This window comes from Gillisella vitis (assembly GCF_001541345.2).
Lineage (GTDB): Bacteria > Pseudomonadota > Alphaproteobacteria > Rhizobiales > Rhizobiaceae > Allorhizobium > Allorhizobium vitis.
The window spans coordinates 823,112-838,629 of the sequence record NZ_LMVL02000002.1; the positions used below are offsets into that span (position 1 = coordinate 823,112).

12 protein-coding genes are annotated in these 15,518 nt (G+C 57.9%); 7 read left to right on the forward strand and 5 right to left on the reverse strand.

What is annotated here, in order from left to right; translation table 11 throughout:
- The first annotated feature begins 16 nt into the window (after window positions 1-16).
- On the forward strand, window positions 17-508 hold the full coding sequence (locus ASB66_RS08710; protein ID WP_060719141.1) for a 2-thiouracil desulfurase family protein: 492 nt from the start codon (window positions 17-19) through the stop codon (window positions 506-508).
- Window positions 509-560: 52 nt separating this feature from the next.
- Here ASB66_RS08710 and ASB66_RS08715 read toward each other — a convergent pair whose 3' ends face one another.
- The 4 genes from ASB66_RS08715 to ASB66_RS08730 all read right to left on the reverse strand — a co-directional run bounded on the left by ASB66_RS08715 (window position 561) and on the right by ASB66_RS08730 (window position 5,538).
- The gene (locus ASB66_RS08715) at window positions 561-2,393 is read right to left on the reverse strand and encodes a methyl-accepting chemotaxis protein (RefSeq protein ID WP_060719140.1); all 1,833 of its coding nucleotides are present in this window, start codon (window positions 2,391-2,393) and stop codon (window positions 561-563) included.
- Window positions 2,394-2,608: 215 nt separating this feature from the next.
- A complete protein-coding gene (locus tag ASB66_RS08720; RefSeq protein WP_147274027.1) occupies window positions 2,609-3,040 on the reverse strand; it encodes a plant virulence effector HPE1-like domain-containing protein in 432 nt (143 codons plus the stop codon).
- 99 nt (window positions 3,041-3,139) lie between these two features.
- On the reverse strand, window positions 3,140-4,420 hold the full coding sequence (gene purD, locus ASB66_RS08725; RefSeq protein ID WP_060719271.1) for a phosphoribosylamine--glycine ligase: 1,281 nt from the start codon (window positions 4,418-4,420) through the stop codon (window positions 3,140-3,142).
- 53 nt (window positions 4,421-4,473) lie between these two features.
- Window positions 4,474-5,538 (reverse strand): acyltransferase family protein, encoded by a 1,065-nt coding sequence (locus ASB66_RS08730; RefSeq protein WP_060719138.1) that lies wholly within the window; start codon window positions 5,536-5,538, stop codon window positions 4,474-4,476.
- Window positions 5,539-5,770: 232 nt separating this feature from the next.
- Between ASB66_RS08730 and ASB66_RS08735 the strand changes: the two genes are divergently transcribed.
- From ASB66_RS08735 to dmeF, 5 genes are all read left to right on the forward strand, one after another.
- A complete protein-coding gene (locus ASB66_RS08735; protein ID WP_060719137.1) occupies window positions 5,771-8,083 on the forward strand; it encodes a Tex family protein in 2,313 nt (770 codons plus the stop codon).
- 234 nt (window positions 8,084-8,317) lie between these two features.
- Window positions 8,318-9,574 (forward strand): SAM-dependent methyltransferase, encoded by a 1,257-nt coding sequence (locus ASB66_RS08740; protein ID WP_060719136.1) that lies wholly within the window; start codon window positions 8,318-8,320, stop codon window positions 9,572-9,574.
- 71 nt (window positions 9,575-9,645) lie between these two features.
- A complete protein-coding gene (ubiA, locus tag ASB66_RS08745) occupies window positions 9,646-10,599 on the forward strand; it encodes a 4-hydroxybenzoate octaprenyltransferase (RefSeq protein ID WP_060719135.1) in 954 nt (317 codons plus the stop codon).
- Window positions 10,600-10,673: 74 nt separating this feature from the next.
- On the forward strand, window positions 10,674-10,949 hold the full coding sequence (locus ASB66_RS08750) for a metal/formaldehyde-sensitive transcriptional repressor (protein ID WP_060719134.1): 276 nt from the start codon (window positions 10,674-10,676) through the stop codon (window positions 10,947-10,949).
- The gene (dmeF, locus tag ASB66_RS08755) at window positions 10,946-11,965 is read left to right on the forward strand and encodes a CDF family Co(II)/Ni(II) efflux transporter DmeF (RefSeq protein ID WP_114386388.1); all 1,020 of its coding nucleotides are present in this window, start codon (window positions 10,946-10,948) and stop codon (window positions 11,963-11,965) included. The genes ASB66_RS08750 and dmeF overlap by 4 nt, the downstream gene beginning before the upstream one ends.
- A 122-nt stretch (window positions 11,966-12,087) precedes the next feature.
- On the opposite strand, the gene ASB66_RS08760 is transcribed toward dmeF, so the two are convergent.
- Window positions 12,088-12,654 carry a DUF6101 family protein gene (locus ASB66_RS08760; protein WP_060719132.1) on the reverse strand — a complete coding sequence of 189 codons (567 nt, stop codon included), beginning with the start codon at window positions 12,652-12,654 and terminating at the stop codon, window positions 12,088-12,090.
- A 593-nt stretch (window positions 12,655-13,247) separates the two neighbouring features.
- Between ASB66_RS08760 and ASB66_RS08765 the strand changes: the two genes are divergently transcribed.
- On the forward strand, window positions 13,248-15,431 hold the full coding sequence (locus ASB66_RS08765) for a DUF1217 domain-containing protein (protein WP_060719270.1): 2,184 nt from the start codon (window positions 13,248-13,250) through the stop codon (window positions 15,429-15,431).
- The last annotated feature ends 87 nt before the right edge of the window (window positions 15,432-15,518 follow it).

The window sequence follows — 15,518 nt, forward strand, 5'->3', positions numbered from 1 at the left end:
GAAAGCAGGCGCAGACATGGATAAAATCCTGATCAGCGCCTGCCTCATGGGCCGTCCGGTGCGCTATGATGGCAAGGGCAAGCCCCTGTATCATCCCGCTATTGCCCGCTGGCAAGACGAGGGGCGGCTGATGGTGTTTTGCCCGGAACAGGCCGGAGGCCTGCCGACGCCGCGTCCGCCAGCGGAAATCGAGCAGGGCGGCAATGGCGAGGATGTGCTGCAAGGCCGCGCCCGCGTTCTGGAAGTGACCGGCGGCGATGTCACCGCAGAATTTATCGCCGGTGGCCGCAACGCGGTGGATGTGGCCCTGGAACAGGGCTGTCGCTATGCTCTGTTGATTGACGGCAGCCCGTCCTGCGGCTCCGGCTTTATCTATGACGGCTCGTTTTCAGGCGCCCGCCATCCGGGCTTCGGCGTGACAGCGGCCCTGTTGAAACAGGCGGGTGTTGCAGTGTTTTCAGATAGGACCATCGAAGCGCTTGAGGCAGCGGTTTCAAGTGGCTCTTAACAGAAAAGCCGCCGGATTGCGCCGGCGGCTTTCGTCTTGGGAGACGGATGGTTTAGCCAGCCCGGCGCATCTGCTGGGCCATGCCACTGAGCGCCGCGCCATCACCCTGCTGGTTGACGCGGAAACCCTGGATCAGGTTGAGAAGGTCGCCGGTGTCGTTGGCGAGAACCTCGGCTGAGGCGGTGGTTTCCTCGGCCATGGCGGCATTCTGCTGGGTGGTGGTGTCGAGCACGTTGAGCGCGGACGAGATCGAGCGGAGCGTGGTATCCTGTTCCTGGGCGCTGGCGGCAATGCGCGCCACCACGTCGTTGGCCTCGGTGATCTGGGTGGAGATCCGCTTCAGGGCTTCGCCGGTGCGGCCCACCAGCTGCACGCCTTCCGTGACCTGAGCCGAGGAGCGCGCGATCTGCGCCTTGATTTCCTTGGCGGCTGCCGCCGAGCGTTGTGCCAGTTCGCGCACTTCCTGAGCGACGACCGCAAACCCCTTGCCGCTTTCACCGGCACGCGCCGCTTCCACACCGGCATTCAGCGCCAGAAGGTTGGTCTGGAAGGCAATCTCGTCGATCACCCCGATGATCTTGGTGATTTCCTCGGAGGATTTTTCGATGCCGCTCATCGCCTCAATGGCGTGGCCGACAATGCCGTCGCTCTGCTGGGCTTCCTGGCTGACCGATTTCACCCGGCTTGCCGCCTCGCGAGCGCCATCGGCGGTCTGGCGAATTGCCACGGTCAACTCGTCCAAGGCTGCCGAAGTTTCTTCCAGATTGGCGGCCTGGCGTTCGGTGCGGGTCGCAAGCTCGCCGGAGGCGCGGCGAATTTCTTCCTTGCTGATGCTGATATCGTTGCCCTTCAGGTTGACGCGGGCCATGGCCTGCTCCAGCCGGGTCAGGGCATCGTTGAAATTATCGCGCAGATTCTCATACTTTGCACCGAGATCGGCACAGCGCACGGTCAGATCGCCGGTTGCCAGCTTCTCCAGCGAGGCGCCGATGGTCGCCACCACATGCGCCTGGGCGCGGGCCTCTTCAGCCTGCCGGTCGGCATTCTGCTGACGCTCGCTGTCCAACTCGCGCTGCTGTTCCTCCTGGCGGGCCACCATGGCATGGCGTTCGCGCACCTTTTCCTGCAAGGATTTGGTGGCCTTGGCCATCATGCCGACTTCATTGCTCATATTCGTGTGGGGAATGGTCAGCGTAACATTTTCATCGGCCACGGCCCGCAGCGCATCGTGAATGGCCGTCAGCGGTCGCGAAATGCCACGGATCACCACATAAGCAGCGGCAAGACCGATGACGAAGACGATCAGGCCCATGGAAATGGCTTTGAAGATTGCCGCATTCACCTCGGCATCGAGATCGTCCATGTAGAGGCCGGTCACGACCACGACGCCCCATGGCTCGAAGGCCTTGGCGTAGGAACTCTTGCGGAAATCATTGCCTTCCTGGCCTGGCTTTGGACCGTAGAAGTCGGTGCGCCCGCCGCCTTCGCGGCCAAGCTTGACCAATTCGTCACGATAGGCAAAGCCCTTGCTATCGGCCTTGCCCTTGAAATTCTGCCCGACGCGCTTCGGATCGGGATGAAACAGCATGTTCACATCATAGTCGTAGCCGAAGAAATAGCCGTCGGGATCGAATTTCAGCGCGTTGATCGTCTCATAGGCCTGCTTTTGTGCATCTGCCCGAGACAGGGTGCCCGCCACTTCCTTGGCATTGTAAAGCTTCATCACCGAAATGGCGGTTTCCACCTCGGTGCGCAGCATTTCATAGCGTTGGGTATAGATGGTTTGCTCTGAGGAGCGGATCTGGAAGAATGTCGCGATTGCGAAAGCCGCCATCAATCCGCCGACCAGAAGGAACAGTTGCAGCGAAATCCTGAGATTTTTCATAGGTGTCTTCCAGCCCCGATCAATTTTCAAGGAGTATAGTGGCATTTGCTAAAAAAAGCCTAAAGACAGTCCCTTGGCAGTTTTCGGTTGTATTTTATCAATAATTGACGAATGGGTTGTGAATCTGCGTTATGTCGCAAATGGCAAATGGCAAATGCATTGGCACAGTCTCAGATTGTCGCCTCATCAACACCATGGGGCCGATAGTGGAGGGATTATTTCAGGCGCAGTTGCATTCTATCTGCATCGAGAGGGTGATAATCATCGCCGACGGCTGCGGTGGTCGTTGCCGTGTCCAGCCCGTCTCCGGCCAGCCCCACCAATTGATTGTCATGGTCCAGCCAACCATCCGCCTTCTGAACGTAAGTGACGGGCGAACCGCCCAGCCAGGCTTCGGTGCGCAGCAGCTGTTTATGGCCGTTGGTATCGCGAAGCTCGATCCGCTGGGTGCCTTCCGCCAGGATTTCCTGGGCCTGTTCCGGTGCTTTTATCGGGGCGCTGGGCGGGCAGGTTGTGCAGGACATAGCCGAAATGCTGGGCGTCGCCACGTCGCCGCCACCGATTATTTCGATGGACGAGGCCTGCGCCGTCTGCACCAGCAACAGGGTGGCAAGAGTGGCGATCACGACACGCATTGACTGGCTCATCAAAGGCTAACTCCTCAAATTCATAGGGAGAGATTAGCCAAAGGATGTTGTCGCGCCGTAATCTGGAATGTTCAAATTTTATCGATTGCTCGTTTTGGATCAGGATTCCAACGACTTTTCGCGGGCAATCGCCTGCCAGCCGATATCGCTGCGGCTGAAACCATTGTCCCACTCGACTTGCCGGGCCAGCGCATAGGCCTTTGCCTGGGCTTCAGCCACCGTCTTGCCGCGGGCCGTTGCGTTCAGCACGCGCCCCCCGGTGGCAATCAACTGGCCATCCTTCAGGGCGGTGCCAGCATGGAAAACCTTTGCCTCATCGCTGGCGGCAGGGACGGCGGCGATGGGGGTGTTCTTTGTGAAGGTGCCGGGATAACCCTTGGAGGCCAGCACCACAGTCAGCGCTGGGTCATCGTGCCACTCGGCTGAAACCTTATCTAGCGTGCCGGTGGCGCAGGCATGCAGCAGCGGCAGAAGATCGCTTTTCAGCCGCATCATCAGCACCTGGCATTCTGGGTCGCCAAAGCGGACATTGTATTCGATCAGTTCGGGGCCTTTTTCGGTGATCATCAGCCCCGCAAAGAACACCCCGGAAAACGGCATGCCCAGTTCCGCCATGCCGCGCATGGTCGGCTCGATGATCTCGCGCAAGGTGCGCTCCACCATGTCAGGCGTCATCACGGGGGCAGGGGAATAGGCACCCATGCCGCCGGTATTGGGGCCGGTATCGCCATCGCCGACCCGCTTATGGTCCTGGGCGGTGGCCAGCGGCAGCAGCGTCTTGCCGTCACACAGGCAGAAGAAGCTGGCTTCCTCACCATCCAGAAACGCTTCCACCACCACTTCGGCACCGGCGGCCCCGAAAGCGCCTTCGAAACAATCATCGATAGCCGATAGCGCCTCGTCCAGCGTCATCGCCACGGTCACGCCCTTGCCAGCCGCCAGACCATCGGCCTTGATAACGATTGGCGCGCCCTGCTGGCGCACATAGGCCTTGGCTTTCGGCGCATTGTTGAAGCGCTGATAGGCACCTGTCGGGATATTGAAGCGAGCGCAGACATCCTTGGTAAAGCCCTTGGAGCCTTCCAGCTGCGCGGCTGCCGCCGATGGACCGAAAACAGTCAGGCCTGCATCGCGCAGTGCATCGGCAAGCCCGGCCACCAGCGGCGCTTCCGGCCCGACCACCACGAAATCCACGGCCTTGTCCTTGCAGAAGGCGATGACGGCGGCGTGGTCGTCGATGTTGATGTCGACCAGTTCGGCATGTTCGGCAATGCCGGGATTGCCTGGGGCGGCGTAGAAGGCGCCGATCAGCGGCGATTGGGCAAGCTTCCAGACCAGCGCATGTTCACGTCCACCCGAACCGATCAGCAGAATATTCATGGCAAAGCCCTCTGGAAAACCTGCCCGGCGGTTAAGGCGGGCAGCCGAAAAGGTCAAGAGGAAAGGTGCGTCGTCGCTGGAATGGCTGGTTTGCCTTCGGATGCCGAGGCTGGAAAACGGGCTTTCCACAGGCCGAGAAAGAAGCGGCGCGAGGGTTTTTCAATCACGCTATAGCTGAGCGTTGCCGCTGCAAGGCTGGCGACAATCATGATAAGGGCGGCAAGCCAGCCGGGAAGGGCGGTGTCAAATGCATTGCGTAGCGCCGTGAGTGTCAGGAAGCTGACCGGCATGTGGAAGAGATAGAGCGAAAAGCTGATCCGTCCTGCAAAGCGCAGCGGAGCCGAGGCCAGCACCGCCTTGGATATTGGCGCTTCGCAGGCGGCGAGATAGACGATGATGGTGGCGATCAGCGCCGTTGACGTTCCCCAGAAGACATTGGCAGCGGCATAAAAGCTTTGGCCGAGAAAGAACAGGGCGATCAGCCCAAGGACCACGAGACCGGACAGCGCCGTTGTGGGTCGGCAATAGCCAGCGGAAAACACCCGGCCTGACAGAGCGCCGAATAGAAAATAGGGAATTTTCGACAGCAGCACGATGCCAGGACCGGGGAAGCCGAGATACATGGCGATGGCAAACCCGCCAGCGATGGCCGCGCAAAGGCCGGGGCGCTTGGCCGGATTTTCAAAACACAGCCAGAGCAGCAGGAAAAACAGATAGAACTGGATTTCCGGTGGCACTGACCAGAACACGCCGCTGGAGCCGAGCATGGCGATATGGCGGACGATCTCCACCAGACCGACGACCGGCTGGATATAGTGCAAGGCCGTAATGGCCGACAATAGGACGACCAGCAGCACCGCGACCAGATAGACCGGATAGATCCGCACGAAGCGATGCACGAGATAATCGGCGACGCTGGCGCGGGTGAAGGGCTTTGTGCCGTACAGATGGGCCATCAGGAAACCGCTGAGCGAAAAAAACAGCGCCACCGAGGGATCGCCGACCAGCAGGGCCGAAAGGCTGATACCGAGCAGCAAGGGCATATGCGAGAGCACCACGGCAAAGGCCGCAAGGCCGCGTAATCCGTCAAGACTCTGGATATATTGGCTTTTATTCATCTCTGGCCCAGTTCTGGCAGGGTATGCCTGTTCCATTTCGAACTATAGGGATAGCGGAGAAAAAGTGAATGGTCATAAATGGTTAACCTTGTTCGGTAGGCGGTTTCCTTGCAGGATGGTTAACCCGCAGGTTGATATTCTGGCGGGTTTCCTGTGGAGTCGCGCTGCTTGGCTGTTGTGTTGCCCGATTGGCTGGCTACAGTGCGCGCCGCACGATCAAGAAGGAAGTTTCATGGCCGACGATATCAAATCCATTGCCGCACTGATTGCGAGCGAGATCAATGCCCGAGCCGATCAGGTGATCTCTGCGGTGGATTTGTTGGATGGCGGCGCCACGGTTCCCTTCATCGCCCGCTACCGCAAGGAAGTGACCGGCGGGCTGGATGATACGCAATTGCGCAATCTGGCCGAGCGCCTGACCTATCTGCGGGAGCTTGGCGCGCGCCGCAAGGCAATTGTCGATAGCATCACGTCACAAGACAAGATGACCGATGAACTGGCCATCAAGATTGCCCGCACCGCCACCAAGGCGGAGCTGGAAGACATCTATCTGCCCTACAAGCCCAAGCGTCGAACCCGCGCCGAAATTGCCCGTGAAAAGGGGCTGGAGCCGCTGGCCAATGCGATTTGGGAAGACCGCAGCAGCGATCCGGCCAAGCTGGCAGAGGCCTATGTGAAGGGTGAAGTGGCGGACGTCAAAGCGGCTCTGGAAGGTGCGCGCGATATTGTTGCCGAAGCCATGGCGGAAAATGCCGACCTGTTGAAGAGCCTGCGTAATTACCTGAAAGACAAGGCAATCCTCTATTCCAAAGTACAGGATGGCAAACAGGCGTCTGGCGAGAAATTTGCCGATTATTTCGACCATTTCGAGCGCTGGGCAACGGTGCCGGGCCACCGGGCGCTCGCCATGCTGCGCGGCTGGAATGAAGAGATTTTGACGCTGACCATCGAGGCCGACAAGGACGATACCTCGCTGATCAAGCCAACTCATCGGATGATCGCGTCCGCCTATCAGATCGGCCAGAAAGGTCCTGCCGATCAATGGCTGATGGAGGTGGCGGGCTGGACCTGGCGGGTGAAGCTCTCCATGTCACTATCGCTGGATTTGATGCGCGACCTGCGGGAGCGGGCCGAGGAAGAGGCCATCCACGTTTTTGCCCGCAATCTCAAGGATTTGCTGTTGGCAGCGCCTGCCGGTTCGCGTCCCACCATGGGTCTTGATCCGGGCATCCGCACCGGCGTGAAAGTGGCCGTGGTCGATGGCACCGGCAAGGTGCTGGAGACGACAACGGTCTATCCTTTCCCGCCGAAAAACGACATTCGCGGCACGCAGGCCGAGCTGGCGGGCCTGATCCGCAAGCACGGCGTCGATCTGATCTCTATCGGCAATGGCACTGGCAGCCGCGAGACGGAAAAGCTGGTGGCCGATATGCTGGCGCAATTGCCCGCGACCGGCAAGAAACCTACCAAGGTCATCGTTTCGGAAGCAGGCGCCTCGGTCTATTCGGCGTCGGAACTGGCGGCCAAGGAATTCCCCAATCTCGATGTGTCCTTGCGCGGGGCCGTGTCCATTGCCCGCCGCTTGCAGGATCCATTGGCGGAACTGGTGAAAATCGACCCAAAATCCATCGGCGTTGGCCAGTATCAGCATGATGTCGATCAGGGCCGTCTAGGCCGTTCGCTGGATGCCGTGGTGGAAGATGCGGTGAATGCGGTGGGTGTCGATCTCAACACGGCATCGGCTCCGCTTCTGGCGCGGGTGTCGGGTTTGGGCGGATCGATTGCCGAAGCAATCGTTGCGCATCGTGACCAGACCGGTCCGTTTTCCAGTCGCAAGGATCTGTTGAAAGTGGCGCGGCTTGGTGCACGCACCTTCGAGCAATGCGCCGGATTTCTGCGCATTCCCGATGGCAAGGAGCCGCTGGATGCTTCGTCTGTTCACCCGGAAGCCTATGGCGTTGCCAAGAAAATCGTCGCTGCCTGCGGGCGCGATCTGCGCACCCTGATGGGCGACAGCAGCCTGTTGAAAGGGCTGGACCCGCGCCAGTTCGTCGATGAGCAGTTTGGTCTGCCCACGGTGAAGGACATTCTGGCCGAGCTGGAAAAGCCGGGCCGTGACCCGCGCCCGAGTTTTAAGACTGCCACCTTTGCTGATGGTGTGGAAGAAATCACCGACCTGAAGCCCGGCATGTTGCTGGAAGGCACAGTCACCAATGTCGCGGCCTTCGGAGCCTTTGTCGATATCGGCGTGCATCAGGATGGGTTGGTGCATGTCTCGCAATTGGCCGACAAATTCGTCAAAGACCCGCATGAGGTGGTGAAAGCCGGTGATGTGGTGAAAGTCCGGGTGGTTGAGGTGGATGTGAAGCGCAAGCGCATTGCGCTCACCATGCGCAAGGATGGTGGAGAGGCGCCGCCGCCATCCGCCCGCGACAATCGCGGCCCGGCGGTGATGCGCAATGCCAACCCGAAACCGGCCCGTGATGAAAAGCCGGCGATGGGTGGCCTGGGGGCGGCACTGGCCGAGGCGATGCGTAAGAAATAACGCCTCACCAGCATCAGCCCGCAAACCGGTGTCCGTTTTTCGATCCGATGCACTGCAAATCATTGCGAGAACACAAAACACGCGCACACCCTGAGGTGAGCGCGTGTTTTGTTTTTCGGAAAAGTTCCCTGGGTTTTTGAAGGTTATGTGACAAAAGCATACTTGTCAGCGTCATTGGAGAGGATAGGGTTGCGGTCAGCGGACAGGCAATCTCTTTCCTTTCAGGAGGTGTCAATGGCATCGTCTCTTCGTGGCATGTTGATGAGGATCATCCGAAAAGGCACGCTGGATGTCATCGGGGCCGATGGCCAGATGCAGCGTTTCGGAGATGGTTCAGGGCCGCCGATTGCGATCCATTTCTTCGATGACCAGGCGGAAGACGAGATCTATCGCGATGCACAGCTAAAGCTGGGTGAGATCTACATGCAGGGCCGGATGGCCTTCGAAAAAGGCGATATCTACGACCTGCTGGCACTGGTGAAAACCAATACGCTGGTGTCCGACCTGACCTTTCCGATGCTCTGGCGCGGGCTGTTGCGGGTGGTGTCGGCAAAAGCGCGGGGGGCTTTGCCTGTTAACCGCAATCGTCGCAATGTCGCCCATCACTACGATCTCAGCGCCAAGCTGTTCGACCTGTTTCTGGACGAGGACTGGCAATATTCCTGCGCCTATTTCAATCCGCCGGGCATTTCGCTGGAGGAGGCGCAATTGGCGAAGAAGCGCCATATTGCCGCAAAGCTGATGGCGGAGCCAGGCCAGCGGGTGCTGGAAATCGGCTCGGGCTGGGGTGGTATGGCGATCTATCTGGCGGAAACCTGCGGGGTCGATGTCAGCGGTATCACGCTCAGCGAAGAACAGCTGAAGGTGTCGCGCGAACGGGCGGGCAAGCGCGGTCTCGGCGACAAATTGCGTTTCGATTTGCAGGATTACCGGACCCTGAAGTCCCAGCCTTTTGATCGGCTGGTGTCGGTCGGCATGTTCGAGCATGTCGGCCCAACCCATTACCGGCATTATTTCCGCAAGGTGCATGAGCTGATGCAGGATGATGGGGTGATGATCCTGCATTCCATCGGCCAGCCTTATCCGGCGCTCTACAACAATCCGTTTTTCGAGAAATATATCTTCCCCGGCGGCTATATTCCTTCGCTCGCCGAAGTCCTGCCGGCCATCGAAAAATCCGGCCTGCTGGTGGCCGATTGCGAAATCCTGCCGATGCATTACGCCCATACCCTGCGCCATTGGCGAAACCGGTTTATGGCACGCCGCGATGAGGCGGCGCGGCTCTATGACGAACGCTTCGTGCGGATGTGGGAGTTTTATCTCGCAGGCTCAGAAATGGCCTTCACCCACGAGGATTTCTTCATTTTCCAACTGCAAATCACCAAGAAGCGGATGAGTGTGCCTGACAATCGCGATTATATCGCCGGGCGTGAAGAGGCGCTGAAGGTGGCGGAAGCGTTGCGCGCACCCTTGGAAAAGGTGTTGTTCTGAATGAGCCGGTGCCTGTTGGCCAAGGCTTAAGGACAGTTTTCTTAGGCGCGGATTTGGGCTATCACGTCAGCATGAGCACCGCCAGCGACACCACCGCCCGCGTCCAGGACGCGCTTTCCGATAATTGGGTCTACCGCCTGTTGCCACGGGCGGTCTGGCCCTATGCGCAATTGGCCCGTTGGGACCGGCCAATTGGCTGGGAATTGCTGATGTGGCCGTGCTTCTGGTCCTCGGCGCTAGCGGCTAATTTTCTGGCATCCAGCGGAGCCTTGCCGGTCCTTACCTTCATCGCCCATCTTCTTCTGTTTTTCGTCGGCTCCGTCGCCATGCGCGGTGCCGGTTGCACCTATAATGATCTGGTCGATGAGAAGATCGATATGGAAGTGGCCCGCACTCGCTCGCGCCCCTTGCCTTCGGGGCGGGTAACTCGCCGCCAAGCCAAACTATTCATCATCGCCCAGGCGGTGGTTGGTGCGGCGGTGCTGTTCTGCTTCAACGGCTTTTCCATCCTGCTTGGCTTGGCGTCGCTGGCCATCGTGGTGATCTATCCCTTCGCCAAGCGGTTTACCGATTGGCCGCAGTTTTTCCTTGGTCTGGCCTTTTCCTGGGGCGGGTTGATGGGCTGGGCCGGGCTGACGGGGGCGCTGTCTTTGGCGGCCGTGCTGCTCTATGTCGCCGCCGTGGTTTGGACCATCGGTTATGACACGATCTATGCCCATCAGGACAAGGAGGATGACGCCCTGATCGGCGTACGTTCCACCGCAAGGTTGTTTGCCGAGGACACCAAGATCTGGCTCACCGGATTTTACGGAGCGATGGGCCTGTTGCTGGCCCTGTCCTTCGTGCTAGCCGGTGCCGGTTTCCCCGCCTATCTCGGCCTGCTGGTGGCGCTGGTTCTGCTCGGCTACCAGATTAAGGTGCTGGATATCCATAATCCCTTGCAATGCCATGCGCTGTTCAAGCTGAATGGCAAGGTTGGGCTGATCCTGTTTATCGGTCTTGTTGTCGCCATTCCCTTCGCCTGATCGCTCGGCCCGACGGCTAGAGAATATAAGAGACTTCTTGTATTTACTTTCAAAATAGGGTACCCCCCTATACTATGAGCCATACAATCAAACACCAGGCCAAGCTTCTCGCCCGCATCCGCCGGATGAAGGGACAGATGGAGGCCATCGAAACCGCGCTACTGGCTGAAAAGCCTTGCGGCGATATCATGAACCTGACGGCCTCGGTGCGGGGAGCCCTGACCGGGCTGATGACCGAATTGGTCGAAGAGCATATCCGCGAGCATATCGTTGCCGAAGATCTCGGCGCATCCGAGCGTCATCAAGGCGCCGACGAACTCATCGACGTGATCAGGAGCTACCTGAAATGACCCACGACCCGACGTCTCACGGCCACGATTCTCATGGGCATGGCGATCATCCGCATCCGCTGGGCAATCGCCACAGCCATGTCTTTCTTGGCAGAGACCATCAGCGCAATGAGCGTCGCACCTGGGCGGTGATCGGCGTCACCACGGTGATGATGGTGGTGGAAATCGTCGCGGGCAATCTGTTTGGGTCCATGGCGTTGACGGCGGATGGCTGGCATATGGCCACCCATGCCGGGGCGATTTTTGTTTCGGCGCTGGCTTATAGCTTGGCGCGGCGCCATGCTGATAACAGTGGTTTTACCTTCGGAACCGGCAAATTTGGTGATCTGGCCGCCTTTTCCAGCGCGATCTTTCTCGGCCTTGTGGCTGTTATCATTGCCTGGGAAAGCCTTTGGCGGGTGTTTCAGCCGGTCGCCATCAACTTTAGCGAGGCCATCGTCATCGCAATTATCGGTCTGGCCGTTAATCTCGTTTGCGCCCTGCTGCTTCAGGAAGATCATCATCACGGCCACAAACATGCCCATGACCATGGGCATCACGAACACGGCCATCACGCCCATTCAGAAGCGTCCGGCAGCCATGGCGGGCGCGACCGTAATTTGCGCGCCGCCTATATCCATGTGCTGGCGGATGCACTGACATCTGTCATGGCGATTGCGGCCCTGCTGCTTGGCAGTTTTTTCGGCTGGCTCTGGCTCGATCCGCTGATCGGCGTGGTCGGCGCGCTGGTCATCGGCAGCTGGGCCTTCGGCCTGATGCGCGATAGCGGCATGGTTCTGCTTGATCATGTCTCGGAGGGTGAAGACCTCTCCGGCACTATTCGCCGGGTGATCGAAGCGGAGGGCGCTGATATTGCCGATCTCCACGTTTGGCAATTGGGGCCCGGTCATCACGGTGCCATCGTTTCGCTGGTGGCACATGAGCCGCAATCTCCAGCCTGGTACCGCGAAAAATTGTCCCAGATTGCCGCTCTGTCCCATGTGACTGTCGAGGTTGAGCGCGCCGAAGCGGCATAATTGTCGCCAACGATCAGACGTGATCGAGCACATTTTCCGGGATACGACGCATCGAAACGACACATGGCCCGCCTTTTCCTGCGAGCCATGTTAAAAATATTCGCGTATCGACAACCGCTCTGTTAACGGCGGGCGATGATTTCCTTGCCGGAAATTTTCATCGCAACGCCCAGCGAACCGGTGGTGCGGCGGACCAGAAAGCGCGGGCGACGCTCTGCGAAATAGGAATGGCGACGGCGGCTGCGCGGCGGCTCGGCGCGCAATTCGCCCAGATGCTCTTCCAACGGCCGGGCAACACCATCAGCCTCGACCATCAGCATCGGAATGCGGAAGGTTTCAGCCCAGCTGCGCCAGTCGGCGGCGATATCGCAGAGATCATGGGCAACCAGCAGCGGAATGCACAGGTCCGGATCGGCGTGATGCAGTTCCAGCGTCACGGTCACTTCGCCATTGCCATGGTCGATGGCACGGGCGGCAATGCCTTTGAAAGCCCGGGCTGGAAGGGCAAAGGACATCGGCAAGCCGCTGGCCGGAAGGATCTTGCGCAGCACGGCACCGCGCTCGTCGAGTGTAACGGAGACATTACCGGAAGCATCGCGCAGCGTGTAAGTTACATGTTGCGGGAACCGTGATGGTTCCAATCGAAACGTTGCTCCGGCCCAGACGGGCTTCATAACCGTGTTCGTCATCTTACTACCCTTGTTTTACCTGAGAGCCGTTATTGCTTCTGCTCTTTTCACTGGGACTTTTCGTCCTCTGAGGCCAAAGATAGCCTTGCCGGGTTCCGGACCGCTTAAAAATCGCGGTTAAGAAAACTTTGCCGTTCCAGATGGTTATCGAATTGCCAGCGCTAACGGTTTCGATTTGGTGAACGGCTTTTGTAAAATTGCGAAGGATTAGTTAAGAGTATTCTACTATGTTTGGATGATAATGCTACGACAACCTGCGTCAGTCACCAACCTTTATTGGTATGATCGGTGAATGTTACAATACGTGTAGAACTTCCGGAAAATTGCTTTTTGGTTGTGTTTGGCAGGTTGTCGTGTGAATGCCGCGAATGGAACGCGGCGGGCGACAGGCTTGTGAGTATCTCTCGCTTGACGCCATTCTGCCTTGCGGCAAAAGCCAGGAGCAAGGCAGGTAGGCCATGATGGGTTACCCGACATCCGCATGACGCAACCGGCCAGGGGTGGTTAGGGGCAGGGTTATGCGGTGATTGAGGGCGTTGCAGCCAGGGACGTGGCGGGCGACGCTTTTGGAGCTTATCGAGGAACGCAGTGCCATGGTGTCTACTTATATCGGTTATGATCTTGTCAATCGCGATATGAAAGCGAGCCTGAAACGCGTGTCTCAGGAGCCTGAGGTGGCCCGCGAGCAGAAATATTACCAGGAGAATATCGGCAAGGTCAAAACCGTCGACGACTTCATGAACGACGACCGGCTCTACCAATATACGATGAAGGCCAACGGCCTGGAAGACATGACCTACGCCAAGGCCTTCATGAAAAAGGTGCTGGAAAGCGATCTGTCCGACGAAAACAGCTATGCCAACAAACTGTCCGACGACCGTTACCGCGATTTTGCCCGGTCTTTCAATTTTTCCGCCGAGACCGCTGATATCCAGACCGACAAGCAGGAAGAGGATGTGATTGGCCTTTACAAGCAATCGCTTGTCACCGAAGGCGACGATGCCAAGGAAGAGGTGCAATATTACGATTCCGCCATCGACAAGGTCACCAATGTCGATGACCTCTTGAAAAACAGTCGCCTGACCAAATTCGTGCTCGAATCCTATGGGCTCGACACCAAATATTATTCCACCGACCATTTGAAAAAGATTCTGACCAGCGATGTCAACGACAGCACCAGTTACGTCAATACGCTGACCACCAACAAGTCGGATTACCTGAATATCGCCAAAGCATTTTCCTTCAATACCGACGGTTCGCTTAAAAATGCCACGGCCCAGACCTCCGAGCAGAAAACGGAGATGGAAGATCTCTATCTGGAGGAAGTCCCCAGCACCGAGACCGCCTACCAGGCCGAGCGCGAAGCCGCCTACTACAAGGAAAAGATCGCCACTGTCACCAAGGCCTCTGATATCACTGGGGATTCGCGGCTGTTCAGCTATGTGAAGACGGCGCTGGGCATGGACAAGAACACGCTGAAATCGACCTTTGAGAACATCGTCACCAGCGATCTCAACGACGCCAACAGCTATGCCAATACCCAGGGCAAGGTGAAGGGAGAATATGCGAAGATCGCCGCTATGTTCAACTTCGACACCAGCGGTAATGCCACGGCTGGAAACGCCCAGAGCGAGACCCAACTGGCTCAGACCGCCAGCGGCTATATGACCAATTACGATGATCAGGACCAAGCCGATCTCGATTCGCTGACCACCTATTATTCCACTCAGATGAAATCCATTGCCAAGGTTGATGACCTGCTCGGCAATGAGAAAATCTACGATATGGTGATGAAGGCCTATGGCATCGAGACCGACGAGTTTTCCAAGGCGGACCTGAAAAAGGTTCTGACCAGCGATATGAATGATCCCAAGAGCTATGCCAACAAGACCAGGGACGAGCGGCTGATCAGCCTGGCTTCCGCCTTCAATTTCAAGGAGGATGGAACCGCTGACGTGCCGCTTCTGGCCCAATCGGAGCGCACCATCACCGAGGTGGCCAAGGACTATATCGTTCAGAAAACCCGGTTTCTGGAGGGCACGGAACAGACTGAGGCCAAGACGAAGGCGGAGGAGGACTCCAAATATTACCAGGAGAATATCGTCAAGGTTACATCTGTCACGGATCTGCTCAAGGATCGCAAGCTGGTGGATTTCGGCCTGACGGCGCACGGGCTCGACCCGGAAGATGTCAGCGACGATATGCTCAAGCAGTTGTTTTCGTCCGATCTCACCGATCCGAAAAGTTTCGCCAATACCCAATCAGACGAGGACTATGCGAAATTCGTCGCCTCCTATAATTTTGACAGTAGCGGCAAGATTTCCCAGGAAAATGCCGATGGTGTGCAGAACCGCAGTGAGACCTTTAACACCGAAAATCTCTATCTGCACCAGACCCTGGAAAACGAACAGGGCGAAAGCGACCAGGGTGTGCGTCTTGCCCTTTACTGGGATCGCATGTCGTCGACCATTACCTCGGCCTATGACATTCTCGGCGATACGGCGCTGCTAGAAGTGTTCCGCACCGCCTATAGCCTGCCCAGCGACATGAGCAATATGGATATCGAGCAGCAGAAAAAGGTCATCGAGAAGAAGATGGACCTGAAGGATCTGAGTGATCCTGAAAAGCAGAAGAAATTCCTGCAACGCTTTACGGCCATGTACGATCTGGAGAACAATACAGGCTCCTCTGCCAATGCCGCGCTGACCATTCTCGGCGGCAGCTCTTCGACCAGCGGTATCAGCGCCAGCCTGCTGGAATCTGTCAACAGCCTGTAAAGACTACGCTATCTGTTATGTAAATCCCCTAGATCCTTCCGGTTTAGGGGATTTATACAGTCGTTCCCGCTTGCTCTCGTCTGTGGC

What these genes read in the sequence shown, in the direction of transcription:
- ASB66_RS08710 (WP_060719141.1), top strand. Translation starts at nt 17, where the DNA reads ATGGATAAAATCCTGATCAGCGCCTGCCTCATGGGCCGTCCGGTGCGC.
- ASB66_RS08715 (WP_060719140.1), bottom strand. Translation starts at nt 2,393, where the DNA reads ATGAAAAATCTCAGGATTTCGCTGCAACTGTTCCTTCTGGTCGGCGGA.
- ASB66_RS08720 (WP_147274027.1), bottom strand. Translation starts at nt 3,040, where the DNA reads ATGAGCCAGTCAATGCGTGTCGTGATCGCCACTCTTGCCACCCTGTTG.
- purD (WP_060719271.1), bottom strand. Translation starts at nt 4,420, where the DNA reads ATGAATATTCTGCTGATCGGTTCGGGTGGACGTGAACATGCGCTGGTC.
- ASB66_RS08730 (WP_060719138.1), bottom strand. Translation starts at nt 5,538, where the DNA reads ATGAATAAAAGCCAATATATCCAGAGTCTTGACGGATTACGCGGCCTT.
- ASB66_RS08735 (WP_060719137.1), top strand. Translation starts at nt 5,771, where the DNA reads ATGGCCGACGATATCAAATCCATTGCCGCACTGATTGCGAGCGAGATC.
- ASB66_RS08740 (WP_060719136.1), top strand. Translation starts at nt 8,318, where the DNA reads ATGGCATCGTCTCTTCGTGGCATGTTGATGAGGATCATCCGAAAAGGC.
- ubiA (WP_060719135.1), top strand. Translation starts at nt 9,646, where the DNA reads ATGAGCACCGCCAGCGACACCACCGCCCGCGTCCAGGACGCGCTTTCC.
- ASB66_RS08750 (WP_060719134.1), top strand. Translation starts at nt 10,674, where the DNA reads ATGAGCCATACAATCAAACACCAGGCCAAGCTTCTCGCCCGCATCCGC.
- dmeF (WP_114386388.1), top strand. Translation starts at nt 10,946, where the DNA reads ATGACCCACGACCCGACGTCTCACGGCCACGATTCTCATGGGCATGGC.
- ASB66_RS08760 (WP_060719132.1), bottom strand. Translation starts at nt 12,654, where the DNA reads ATGACGAACACGGTTATGAAGCCCGTCTGGGCCGGAGCAACGTTTCGA.
- ASB66_RS08765 (WP_060719270.1), top strand. Translation starts at nt 13,248, where the DNA reads ATGGTGTCTACTTATATCGGTTATGATCTTGTCAATCGCGATATGAAA.